The following is a 12,764-nucleotide window of genomic DNA, read 5'->3' on the forward strand; positions in this document are numbered from 1 at the left end:
AAATTGGTATTAAACGGAGATTGTCTTTATACTTCAAGTACCAGATCGTCCGTATTGACAATCGTCCCCTCCTTCAGTACAATTGATTTCACCACACAATCGGCTATTGCCGCAATATTGGACTCCATTTTCATCGCTTCAATCATGAACATTGGCTGGTTTTTCTTCACCGCATCCCCTGCTTTAACGAAAACTTTCGACAATAAGCCCTGCAGCGGAGAGCCGATATGTGCCGGGTTCAGCTTGTCTACCTTACGGTTTTCGGCAGTCGTCACCTTAACCGACTTATCCTGAATTTCGATATTTCGGGTCTGTCCGTTTAGCTTAAAGAAAACCGTACGCATCCCCTTGTCGTCTGGCGGGCCAATGGATAGTAAGCGGATCAGCAGGGTTTTGCCCTTGGCAATTTCTATTGTTGTTTCCTCTCCCGGCTTCATTCCATAAAAGAAATACTGCGTAGGGATCACCGAAACATCACCATACAACCTGAATATCCGGATGGCTTCTGCTGTTACTTTAGGGTAAAACTTATAAGCAAGGTACATGGTATAAGTCAGATCATCCCCAAACTCCAGCTTAAAGGCTTCAAATTCTGCTTCCAGATGCAATGGCTCGAGGTGCTTGTTCGGACGGTCGGTAAAAGGTGTTTTCCCTTTCAGCAGGATTTGCTGCAAAGCTTCTGGAAAACCTCCTGCAGGCTGACCGATTTCCCCCATGAAGAAGGAAACCACAGATTCCGGGAAAGCAAGCTGTTCCCCTCTGGCAAAAACATCTTCGGGACTAATGTCGTTGGCCACCATAAACTGGGCCATATCCCCCACCACTTTAGAACTCGGGGTCACCTTTACAATGTCGCCAAACATGGTATTCACATCGGCATAACGCTGTTTAATGAGTTCAAACTTATCCCCCAATCCAAGTGCAATTGCCTGAGGTTTTAAATTGGAGTATTGTCCGCCCGGAATTTCATGTTCAAATACCTCGGCCGAACTGGCTTTTAATCCGGATTCAAAAGGATAATAATACTCCCTTACCGTTTCCCAGTAGTTCGAATAAGCATTTAAAGATTTGATGTCATAGGCATTTTCCCGCTCATGAAAGCGCATCATTTCTACGATGGCATTAAAGTTCGGCTGTGCCGTACTGCCGGATAGCGCGCCCAGCGCACAGTCAATCACATCTACTCCTGCTTCGATGGCCATGAGGTAAGTTGCAGGCTGTAAGGAAGAGGTATCGTGTGTATGTAAATGAATCGGGATCTTAACCGTGTCTTTAAGGGCTTCAATTAAAATTTTAGCGGCATAAGGTTTCAGTAAACCAGACATGTCCTTAACCCCTAAAATATGACTTCCTGCATTTTCCAGATCCTTCGCCATCTTTAAATAATATTCCAGGTTGTACTTACTGCGTTTAGGGTCCAGAATATCTCCCGTATAACACAATGCACCTTCGGCCAGGCCATTTGTCTTTTTACGAACCATTTCTATGCATGGCGCAATGTTTTCCATCCAGTTTAAGGAATCAAAGATTCTGAAAATGTCTACGCCTTTCTCCCAGCTCTTCTCTACAAAAGATTCGATCAGGTTGTCAGGATAAGCCGCATAGCCCACCCCGTTACAACCACGGATGAGCATCTGAATTAAAATATTGGGCATGGCAGCGCGCAATTTTTCCAGTCGCCTCCAGGGGTCTTCATTTAAAAAGCGCAGGCAGACATCAAAGGTTGCCCCGCCCCAGGCTTCCATACTAAAGGTCTGGGAATGGTCTTTGGCAAACCCTTCCGCCACTTTGAGCATGTCGTAAGTACGCATTCTGGTGGCCAGTAAGGATTGATGGGCATCCCGGAAAGTAGTATCCGTATAGTGTATTTTCTTTTCTGCTTTCAGCCATTTGGAAAATCCCTCCGGCCCCAGTTCTGTTAACAGATCTTTGGTTCCTTTTGGATAATCGGCCCGGGCTGTCAGCGGTACAACCGGCTTTTCAAAACGTTTATTTTCATCGACCTCACGGACATCCGGATTCCCGTTTACAGAGACCTCACCCAGATAAGTAAGGATTCTCGTACCACGGTCCAGCCTCCTTTTCGATTCAAAAAGTTCCGGATGTTCCTGGATAAAATTCACAGTCGCCTTTCCCTGTATAAAAATGGGATGGCTGATCAGACTTTCCAGAAACTGCACATTATTTTTCACACCCCGAATCCTGAATTCTCTCAATGCCCGGTGCATTTTCCTGGCCGCATCGTCCAGCGTATGTCCGCTGGTGCTCACCTTTACCAGCATAGAATCAAAAAACGGACTGATTTTCATCCCGGGATAGGTACTTCCTTCATCCAGTCTGATGCCAAATCCGGTGGCATTTCTATAGGTAATTAAAGTGCCGTAATCCGGTTTAAAATTATCTGCCGGATCTTCTGTTGTGATGCGGCATTGCATGGCAAAACCATTACAACGGATGGCTTCCTGATTTTTAATCCCAATTTCTGCATCGGTCAGGTGATAGCCGTCGGCAATAAACAACTGGGTTTTGATCAGGTCAATGCCGGTCACCATTTCTGTTACCGTATGCTCTACCTGAATCCGGGGATTCACTTCAATAAAATAAATATTTTCCTGTTCGTCAATTAAGAATTCAACCGTCCCTACATTATTATATTTTACGGCTTTTGCGATCGAGGTGGCAAAATGATACAGCTGATCCCTCGTCTGCTGACTTAAATTCAGAGAGGGTGCCACTTCCACGACTTTCTGAAAACGGCGTTGCACAGAACAATCACGTTCAAACAAATGGACCACTTCCGAATAGTTATCTGCTACGATCTGCACCTCGATATGTCTCGGCCGGTTGATAAATTTCTCCAGAAAGACCGTGTCATCCCCGAAAGCATTCTTCGCTTCACTCCTGGCTTCAAAAAAACTCTTTTTCAGCTGATCGTCGTTTTGTACGATCCGCATTCCCCTTCCCCCACCCCCCGAAGCGGCCTTGATCATTAAAGGATAACCGATCCTGTTGGCTTCAGTCAAAGCGAGCTCAATGGTCTTAAGCTCAACTTCATTGCTTTCAATGATCGGCAGGCCTGCAGTTTTAGCCACCTTTTTTGCAGTGACCTTATCCCCAAGGGCCCGCATCACATCTGGTCGGGGACCGATAAATACAATTCCGTTCTCCGCACACTGCGCAGCAAAATCCTCATTTTCCGATAAAAAACCATACCCCGGATGTATGGCATCTGCTCCGGAATATTTTGCCATTGCAATCATCCCTTTGATGTCGAGATAAGGTTTCAAGGGTTCATGATCGGCCCCGATCTGGTAAGCTTCGTCGGCCTTGTACCGGTGGAGGGAATACCTGTCTTCATAAGTATAAACTGCCACGGTCTGGATGTTCAGTTCACTGCATGCCCGTTCAATACGGATTGCGATTTCGCCCCGATTGGCAATCAGTACTTTCTTAATGTTCATAAATTTGGTTGTAGATTGTATCAAAAATATCACATTCCAATTAAACCAACACTATTAAAATCAATTTAATATCAGACAGTTACCTTGTAAAAAATACACTATCCAAATAAACATTCCTTCCAAATAGGGGTAAAAGGGGAACCTGTTGTCACATACCTGAACAGATCAGAAAACAACTAAGACATGTTGAAAAAAAATCCCCTATTAAAGAGCATGCTGATGGTACTGCTCATTTTATCAGCAACAAATGTATTTTCCCAGTTACCCCCTTTAAATACCATTGATATCAATACCACCTATGTCCCCGAAAGTAAGTACAGGCAAAAAGACGGCGACCTGCAAAACACCGAAAAAACCCAGAAGCGAATCGACCTGGGCTATAGTTTCATGATCTCCAACAAAGTAGATACCAGTACCCGAAAAATGGACAACTGGACCGCAATGCTCAATGGAAGTTATACCTGGATGGGCAAGCCCTCCAATGAACATGACCTGATGCCCAACCGTTTATTCAGCACACAATTTGCAGTGGTTAACTACCATTCCATCAGCAGAAAATGGGGAATGGTGAAGGTCGTCCAGCTGGGCCTGAACACAGACCTTCGTAAATTCGACATTCATGACCTGTTCCTTAGCGGAGGTTTGCTGTTTATAAAAAACCAAAGCTCCAGGTTTTCCTTTGGTTTTGGTGTCTTTGTTGCCAATGCCACCAATGCACCACTCGTGTTACCGGCAGTTACCTTTCAGCTGAGATCGGAGGGCAAATTTAAATTCAATATAGACCTGCCAACTGAAGTCAGCAGCGCTTATGAGCCGAATAAGAAGATGGAGTTGAAACTGGCATTGAGGTTCAGGAACCTGAGTTACGATGTGGAGAATAAACTGAGTCCTAAAAAGCGTTACCTCAACTATATGGAACTTCCGCTTGGATTAGAAGGGAAATGGAAAAGCAAACGTTTTGACTTTACTTTGGGTGGAGGATATATGTTCATCAGGAATTTCCAGCTTAAAGAAGGTGGCATTAAAAACATGTTTAAAAGCACACCGACCAATAAACTAAATGGTAATATCTATGTAAATGCCGGAATCAGCTACCGGCTAAAGCCGGCCTCAAAATAACCTAAAAATGCCTTTCCATTTGGAAAGGCATTTTTAGGTTTAAGCAGGTCTTCGGATTTAAATCGTTTCCAGGTACAATTTCTGGAGATCTCCCGCAGAGATGTCTTTTGCATTTAACGTATGAACCAATGTGCCCTGACGCATAATCCCTATCCTCGTTCCTACATTTACGGCGTTAAAGATATCATGAGTAGCCATAAATACCGTTTTCCCCGCAGCTGAAAGCTGTTTTACAATTTCGCTGAACTCATGGGTGGCTTTGGGATCCAATCCACTCGTTGGTTCATCCATCAGAATTAAGCCTGCATTTTTTGCCACAGCAATGGCAATGCCCACCTTTTGACGCATCCCCTTGCTATAATTTCCAACGCGTTTATGAAAAGCTTCCGGCTGTAAGCCCGCCTGAAGCAAGTATTGCTCAAGGACCTCTCTTTTATATTTAAATCCGGCGATACGGCTAAAGAAATCCAGGTTTTCCAAACTCGTCAGGTTGGCATACAGCATCACCACTTCAGGAATATAGGCCAGAAACTGTTTGGTATCCGCCTGGTTCGGAGAAACCAGCATCCCATTAACCAAAGCCTGCCCGGAACTTGCTCCGGTAAAGCCTAAAAACAAATTGATAGTGGTGGTTTTTCCGGCTCCGTTTTGCCCAAGCAAACAGAACACTTCACCAGGTTCCACACTCAGATTCAGGCGGTCGAGGGCAATCTGGTCCCCATATTTTTTAGTCAGTTCTATGGCTTGTAACATCATAAGGATGGCTTAAAATTTTATACCTACAGAGAATTTTACGTTAAAGGGATCTCCATCGATATAATAGAAATTACGCCCTTCATAAGGATAACTGGAAATGATATCACCCGACGACATATACCGTTTTCCGGTAAGGTTATCCGCAATCGCACGGAAGAAATACTTGTCTTTTACATAACTGATCCCGGCGTCAAATTTGGTAAAATCAGGAATAAACTCTCCTTTTTCTGAAGTGCTTCTTTTGATCATCGTTGTTTGTCCCACGCTCAGGTTCAGGCTTGCCATATTCCTTAAAGGGAACTTATACTGGACCCAGGTATTGAGGATCTGCTGCGGGGTCTGCCCCAGCTGCTTCCCTACACGTGCAGCATCATCGTCTTTAGTAACGGTCGCTTTTACGAAGGTATAATTGGTCACCAACGAAAGCTGATCGGTGATGTTTCCGATGATATCGAGTTCTATTCCATTGCTCGTCACCTCGCCCAATTGCTGAGAAAAGCCGGGATGGGCCTGATCTGCAACCAGAACGTTGTTCTTAACGGTATGAAAACCGGTTAAAGTCGTATACAATTTAGAGCTGAACCAGGTCCTTTTCAGCCCGAGCTCAAAACTCCTCCCATGCTGAGGATCAACGGCATCTGATCCGATGAGTTCGTTTGCAGCATTAACAATCGCCTTCTGACCGCTTTGAGGAAAAAAAGACTGATCAAATAAAAAGAAAGCTGTGGTTGCACTATCGATCAGATAAGTCAGCGTAGCGCGTGGAGAAAGCGCTTTTTGCTTGTAGTTATTGGTTTTAACCACCCCTTTGGCATTGGTGGTCGTTTTCTCATTCGTATACCAGGTGTACCTCGCACCCAGCGTCAACAACAGTTTTTTATGCAATTCAATATTGTCGTAGATGAAGGCTGATTTTAAAAAGGTATTGTTGTTGATCCTGGTGAGGCGTGTCGTTTGACGGACCTGATCGGGATCCAGGGTATTTACCGGATTTGCCTGAGCATAGGGAAATTCGATCTTACCATTGTTCAGGACCAGGGAATCCCTGCTATTGGTATAATCGGCACCAAACAGCAACTGGTGACTGATCGGTCCGGTCTTGATTTTACCATTGGCAAACAACTGGCTGGAAAACGTTTTTCCTGCGCCCCTGTTAAAACTGGCCCTTCTTTTCGTCAGCCCCTCAGGGCTAAAATTCACCATGCTTCCTTTTGAAGTCATGTTCCAGCTCGTATAAGGAGCCAATAAATAAGAAGATTGTGAAGTCAGCTGCCAGTTGTCATTGAACTTATGAATGGCATAAATTCTGCCGGTTTGATTTTCGGTATAGCTGATTGGCAATCCCCTGCCAGCACTGTAATTCACACGTATAGGTCCTTTAAGCATATCTGCTTCACTGCGTACCTTGACGATTGCCGATCCGTTTTCACTTACTCCACGTATAAAATCATATTCGGCCAATACATAGGTATTCGGACTGAAATTATACTGCAATACCGGTGCAAACACATATTTCTCCGTACGCAGGTCGTTCAGATAGGTATCCTTATGCTGGTAGGCGGCATTGAATCGGTAAGAAAAACCTTTTCTCTGAACCTGGGAACCAATATCCACAGAGCTCCGGAAGAGGTTAAAACTGCCACCGTTAACCACTACATTCAATAGTTTTTGTCCCGGTGTCTTGGTCGCAATGTTAATCGTCCCTCCCGGCTCACCAAAGGAATTTAAAAATCCCGCAGGACCTTTTACAATCTCTATACTTTCTATGATTGCTTCGTCATCAATCGATGCCCCATAGCTGAAACGACGCGACATCCCATTGAGTGTGGTAAATGCAGCGAATCCACGGATTTGAGCGGTGGCGGAATTGTCAAAAGGCGTACTGTTGTATCCGAAATAAACACCACTCGCATTCCTGGCCACATCCCTGAGCTCAAAGCCACCTTGCTGCTGCAGCAAAGCGGAAGAAACCCTGATAATATTCTGAGGCGTCTGCAATAAAGGGGTTTGTAATTTCATGGTATTGGTCAGGGTATCTGCAGAAAGTTTGACCACTCTTTGTTTGACCACATTGACTTCCTTTAGTTTGTTGATTTTTCTGGATACGGTATCCGCTTTTTGCCCATAACTAAGGGGCTGGTAGATCAAATAAAGGAGGGTTAAGTAAATTATTTTTTTCATTAGTGTATATTGTTTTTTATGGTTATCAAGCTATCATCATCTTAATATTCATTTCGTCAGGTGATTTGCAAGATGATGATGGTTTCATTTATGTACGGGTTATTTGAGTATGCTGTTTTTCCGGGCAATCCATAAGATCAGGGCAATGACCAGCCAGATGGATAAGCTGTTGATGAAAATTCCCGCAGTTCTGGTTTGATCCTCTTCCGGCCGAAAAACGGGGAGCTTCAGTACCTCATCCCGGCTTAGTTTTTTATTGGCCAGCAGGTAACTGTTCATCAGTTTTACCCATCGGTTTTGAAAATTGCCGGCCTGTTGCTGGTAAAACAGGTAATCATTTAAATCCGTCCGGGCAGTTCCATTGATCAGGCTTTGCATTTGAGCTACCGGATTGATCCATGCGGTCTTGCTTAACCAGCTGTTGTGTGCCCTGGCTTCTGCATGGTATTTTTTAATATTCTCATTCATCCGCCTGCCCAACAGGTCATAATAGGCCACAAACCTCTTATTTCCATATTGGGCAGTATCTGAAGGTTGTTTTAAGGGAAGGTACCGGGGATTATTGCGGTAAAAATATACCAGCAATTCCTTGATCGGCATCTCCCAGGTATCCAGCATGATTTCCCGTTGATGGGATACCAGTTCGGTTCTTAAAGGCATCGGATATTTCAATGCGGCAAACTTATTCATGATGGCAGGCAGAATTAAAGTCAGCAGTAACCAGATGCCGAGAAGGACTAAGGAATTGATGCGGGAAGATTTGCGGAACACCACAACCAGCCAGCAAACAGAAAACCAGAATAAGAGATAAAGGGTCAATACGAAAAACCAGAGCAATACATCGGAAGCTGCTAAAAAAGTACCTGCAGGATGCATCAAAAGGCCGGCAACACTCAGGCCCCACCCAAGCATGCACACCAGCAACAGGCGGAACAACAGTTTATGAAGCAGAATCTGGTTTAGATTTCCGCTTTGCACATTGAGCAGGCGGTCTGTCTGCTGCTCCTTTTCCTTAGCAAAAAGATCGTAGCAAAGGATGATGATCAGCAATGGAAATAAATAGATCAGCACAAAAGAAAAATCAAAATTACCGGAAGCCAGCTTTTCCGGATTCGCAATCTCCGCATTTGGTGGGGTCAGGATGTCCCGTTTGCTGTTAATGATGTCAAAATAAGGAAGGATATCCCTTTGTCCGATGGCCATCAATGCCAGTCCCCGGGGAGGGTTGCTCGCCACCGGCGATGCCCGGTACTCGATCACCTGCGGCAGTCCTGCCTGTGCAGCCAGGGTCTTTCCTTTGGCTGTACTGGTATCTGCATCAAAACGTTCCAGCAATTCCTTAAAATGAGCCTGTTGGTTTTTCAGCAGCGTATCCAGCCCGGATAGCTGTTGCCCTACAAAGTGATGCCCCACAGTCAGGCTATAAAAGCCAATCAGCAGGAAGAATATCAGGATCAGGAGTTGTGAAGGCTGACGAAGAAATTGTCGCCATTCAAAGCTGAAAATTAATTTAAATAAGGGCATATCCTAAAACAATGAAGATTTCGAAACGAAGTGTAAAGACAGAGCGAGCAATAATACCCAGCAACAGATCGAGATGATTCCGGTTTTTTGCATCCCGGCGACCCTGTATAAAGCAGGAAAATCATATTGAAAATCCTTCAGCTGCCGGAAGAATTCCGGATCGGCAATATAAGCCTCCTGATGTTTCTGAGGGTGACTGGCCAGTTCCAGGTTTAAGTCCCGGATCAATCCGTTCCTGTATTTTTTTGCCTGCCTGAAAAAATCCTGATGGTGGTAAAAATCTGTCCCCGACATGGCCATGGAAAGCCGTTTCAGACTGATAAAAGGGTTCAGTAAACCGGCATTGTTTAGAAAAAACTGCTGCTGGTTAAAGGTTTGTTCCAGTTCGGCATAGTAATGGTCAAATACCTTATTCTGGTAATCTTCATTGTACTGCAGGATTAAGCCATCGACATTTACAGGCAGCTGAGCGGCACTATCTGCCTTATATTTTTTGAGCAGTGATTTCAGGTAAATTTCAGCCCTTTCCTGATAAGGCGGATCTCCGTTAATTCCTTTTAAAAACCCGACCTTAATGTGGTCCTTAAAAGCAGCTCTGGACATTAAAGGATAACGTTGATCGGCAAGGCCCGTTGCAATCTTAGGCAACAACACACCACTAAAAAGCCATAAGTTTAAAACAATCATGACCGCTGTTCCGGAGCGTTTACTCCATACAGAAACGAGCACACCGGCTAAAGTCACGAGCAGATAAAAGAGTAAATATCCGGCGGTGATGATCAGGAACCTGCCGATCAGCAATGTACCGGACGGAGCAAACAGTAAGAAAAGCAGCAGCAGTATAAATATGGGTAACACCAATAACACCACAAAAAGGTAATTGGCAAAAACCTTTCCCCAAACCAACTCCGTTGGTTTGATCCCCTGGGCCATCAACATTTTAAACGTACCCGATTCCCTTTCAAAAGTCAGGGAGGAGGAACTGATAAAAAACAACAGTAAAGGAATGAGCAATTGCATGATCAGGGCCAGTGTAAAAGAACCGAAGCGCATCAGTGCATCATTGCTTTCTGCATTGCTGTAATCAACCTCATGCTGCACATGTGCTTCCACCCTGTAGGTAGTGCCGAAATAATCATTTAGTCCGGGGTCAAAGGCACTGAGCAGGTTTAAAGGTTTAAAAAGATAAGTGCCGAAATGGGCGGCATCATGCGGATTGGTATGCTGGGCCTTAAACTGAGCCCTAAATTTCGCGTTAGACTGTTGCCTGCTCTGCTGGTCTTGCTGATACTGAAAAACGGTCAGCAAACTGCTGACAGCAAACAGGGTATAAACAATCACCGCTAAGGTGCTCATGATCCGGTCACGGTAAGCCAACCGGAATTCTTTCCAGACTAAACTGCGTAATGGGGTGGATAAGTTCAGAGACATTTACATAAATTAATTGCATCAAAGTTGCATTATAATTGTCATATTTGCAACAGTGTTGTATTTAAGATCGTATTATATATGTCTCCTATTTTCTCTTTCGGCAGGTTTCCTTTTTACAAACAACCAGATGCAATGGACTGCGGACCAGTCTGCCTGAAAATCGTTACGGAGTACTATGGAAAAACCTTTCCACTGGCGCATTTCCGGAAATTATGCAGTATCGGAAAACAGGGAACCACTATGGCCAATATGATCGCCGCTTCGAAATCATTGGGATTTAAGACCCTCGCCGCAGAATTGCCCTATCTCCAGTTGCGAAACAAAGTACCCCTCCCCTGTATCCTGCACTGGGAAAAAGAACATTATGTGGTTTTATACCGCATTACCGATAAATACGCCTGGTTATCCGACCCTGCAATGACTGGCAGGCTAAAAGTCAAAACCAAAGATTTTATCCAATCCTGGCAAATCGAAGAAGGAAGTGACCTGGGCAGGGCTTTACTGCTGGAAACAACTCCGGTCTTTCAGGAGCAGCAAAGCGTAGCAGAAAAACCGGCCTCCTTATGGTCCCTGCTCCCCTACCTCAGATTACATCGCAAAAGCTTAATTCCGATCGGCCTGAGCCTCATCCTGGCCAGTGTTTTTTCTTTAATCATTCCTTTACTCACACAGCTGATTGTCGACAAAGGAATCAACGGAAAAAACACCAATCTGCTGTTCCTGATTTGTATCGGGCAGCTGATGTTGTTTTCGGGACGAATGCTGATGGATTTCCTCCGGGCGCGCCTCCTGTTCAGATTGGGAGCAAGAACAAGCATCACCCTGTTGAAAGAATTTCTGGCGAAGCTGATGCAATTGCCTTTCTCCTTTTTTGACAACCGGCAGGCAGGCGATAACATGCAAAGGGTAAACGACAATCAGCGTGTCGAAGAGTTTTTAACAAATTCGCTGATCAGTTTTATCCTCTCCCTGATTACCCTCGTTGTGCTTGGTGGCGTATTGTGTTATTATAACTGGCAAATCTTTTTAATCTTCCTCGCCGGCGCCAGCCTGAGCGTCCTCTGGTCAAATTCATTTAAACAAAAAAGAAAGCTCATCGACCAGAAGAAATTTAAAGTACTCTCGGCAAACCAACAGCTTTTGCTGGAGATTTTTTATGCGATGCAGGAAATTAAGCTGACCGGAAGTGAAAAGGAAAAACAACAATTGTGGGAAGGCCTGCAGGACCGTTCCTATGGCTTAAAACTTGAGGCCCTGCAGCTGGATCAGCTGATGCAGGGGATTGGCTACTTCATTAATGAGGTCAAAAATGTATTGATCACCTATGCCGCCGCTATGCTCGTGATCAACAATGAGGTGACCTTAGGTGGCATGCTTGCCATCACCTATATCTGCGGACAACTCAATACGCCAATCACACAACTGGTAGAATTTGCCAGGGTTTCCCAGAATACAAAATTCAGCCTGCAGCGCATGGCTGAGGTGCAGCAGGAAATTCCGGAGGATTTTGGACTTATAGCGCAACCCATCCCTTCAAAACCAGAAGATATCCTCTTAAAACAAGTCAGCTTTCAATACGGAAATCCACAGGCCCCATTTGTCTTAAAAAATCTGGACTTATTGATCCCCGCAGGAAAAGTGACCGCCATCGTAGGCATGAGCGGAAGCGGGAAAACAACCCTCATTAAACTCTTGCTAAAGTTCTATCAGGCCAGCAAAGGCTCCATCAATATAGGAAACCGGTCTATAGATCAGGTCCAGGCCAGGGCCTGGAGGGCGGCCTGTGGCGTAGTGATGCAGGACGGATATATTTTTATGGATACGATTGCCAATAATATATACGCAGGTGCACTTGTCAAAAATGAAAAAAGGCTTCATGAGGTCGCCGGAATGGCAAACATGCATGATTTTTTTAGCGCCATGCCTTTTGGTTATCAGACTGTGGTAGGAAAAGACGGATATGGCTTAAGTGAAGGACAGAAACAACGTTTGCTGATTGCCAGGCTGATTTATAGAAATCCTGCTTATGTTTTTCTGGACGAGGCAACCAATGCACTGGATGCACACAATGAATTGTCTATCGTCAATAACCTGAATGAGTTTTTCAAAGGCAAAACAGTGCTGATCGTGGCACACCGGCTGAGTACCGTAAAAAATGCAGATCAGATTGTGGTACTGAATCAGGGCGAACTCGTTGAAAAAGGCACACATCAGGAATTGATCCAACTGAAAGGAAGCTATTACCACCTGATCAAAAATCAGCTTGAGTTAAGTAAATAATCCAATTTAAGA

Annotated in this window: 7 protein-coding genes; 2 read left to right on the forward strand and 5 right to left on the reverse strand. The window is 44.6% G+C overall.

The features are described from left to right. Window positions 1-26: 26 nt before the first annotated feature. Window positions 27-3,461: a pyruvate carboxylase gene (locus tag DBR43_RS20915; RefSeq protein WP_124584341.1), complete on the reverse strand. Its 3,435-nt coding sequence runs from the start codon at window positions 3,459-3,461 to the stop codon at window positions 27-29. Window positions 3,462-3,644: 183 nt separating this feature from the next. Here DBR43_RS20915 and DBR43_RS20920 point away from each other — a divergent pair, with 183 nt between their 5' ends. Beyond that, the gene (locus DBR43_RS20920; protein ID WP_124584343.1) at window positions 3,645-4,580 is read left to right on the forward strand and encodes a DUF6268 family outer membrane beta-barrel protein; all 936 of its coding nucleotides are present in this window, start codon (window positions 3,645-3,647) and stop codon (window positions 4,578-4,580) included. Window positions 4,581-4,637: 57 nt separating this feature from the next. Here DBR43_RS20920 and DBR43_RS20925 read toward each other — a convergent pair whose 3' ends face one another. From DBR43_RS20925 to DBR43_RS20940, 4 genes are all read right to left on the reverse strand, one after another. Next, the gene (locus DBR43_RS20925; protein WP_199757096.1) at window positions 4,638-5,336 is read right to left on the reverse strand and encodes an ABC transporter ATP-binding protein; all 699 of its coding nucleotides are present in this window, start codon (window positions 5,334-5,336) and stop codon (window positions 4,638-4,640) included. Between the two features lie 9 nt (window positions 5,337-5,345). Further along, the gene (locus DBR43_RS20930; RefSeq protein WP_124584344.1) at window positions 5,346-7,517 is read right to left on the reverse strand and encodes a TonB-dependent siderophore receptor; all 2,172 of its coding nucleotides are present in this window, start codon (window positions 7,515-7,517) and stop codon (window positions 5,346-5,348) included. Between the two features lie 99 nt (window positions 7,518-7,616). Beyond that, window positions 7,617-9,041 carry an ABC transporter permease subunit gene (locus tag DBR43_RS20935; RefSeq protein ID WP_124584345.1) on the reverse strand — a complete coding sequence of 475 codons (1,425 nt, stop codon included), beginning with the start codon at window positions 9,039-9,041 and terminating at the stop codon, window positions 7,617-7,619. 3 nt (window positions 9,042-9,044) lie between these two features. Beyond that, window positions 9,045-10,472, reverse strand: a complete 1,428-nt coding sequence (locus tag DBR43_RS20940; protein ID WP_124584347.1) for a DUF3526 domain-containing protein — start codon at window positions 10,470-10,472, stop codon at window positions 9,045-9,047. A gap of 78 nt (window positions 10,473-10,550) precedes the next feature. Between DBR43_RS20940 and DBR43_RS20945 the strand changes: the two genes are divergently transcribed. Beyond that, a complete protein-coding gene (locus DBR43_RS20945; RefSeq protein ID WP_124584349.1) occupies window positions 10,551-12,752 on the forward strand; it encodes a peptidase domain-containing ABC transporter in 2,202 nt (733 codons plus the stop codon). Window positions 12,753-12,764 lie beyond the last annotated feature (12 nt).

This window comes from Pedobacter sp. KBW06 (genome assembly GCF_003852525.1).
Lineage (GTDB): Bacteria > Bacteroidota > Bacteroidia > Sphingobacteriales > Sphingobacteriaceae > Pedobacter.

Coding starts and splice junctions, on each gene's coding strand:
- DBR43_RS20915 (WP_124584341.1), bottom strand. CDS start 3,461: ATGAACATTAAGAAAGTACTGATTGCCAATCGGGGCGAAATCGCAATC.
- DBR43_RS20920 (WP_124584343.1), top strand. CDS start 3,645: ATGTTGAAAAAAAATCCCCTATTAAAGAGCATGCTGATGGTACTGCTC.
- DBR43_RS20925 (WP_199757096.1), bottom strand. CDS start 5,336: ATGATGTTACAAGCCATAGAACTGACTAAAAAATATGGGGACCAGATT.
- DBR43_RS20930 (WP_124584344.1), bottom strand. CDS start 7,517: ATGAAAAAAATAATTTACTTAACCCTCCTTTATTTGATCTACCAGCCC.
- DBR43_RS20935 (WP_124584345.1), bottom strand. CDS start 9,041: ATGCCCTTATTTAAATTAATTTTCAGCTTTGAATGGCGACAATTTCTT.
- DBR43_RS20940 (WP_124584347.1), bottom strand. CDS start 10,472: ATGTCTCTGAACTTATCCACCCCATTACGCAGTTTAGTCTGGAAAGAA.
- DBR43_RS20945 (WP_124584349.1), top strand. CDS start 10,551: ATGTCTCCTATTTTCTCTTTCGGCAGGTTTCCTTTTTACAAACAACCA.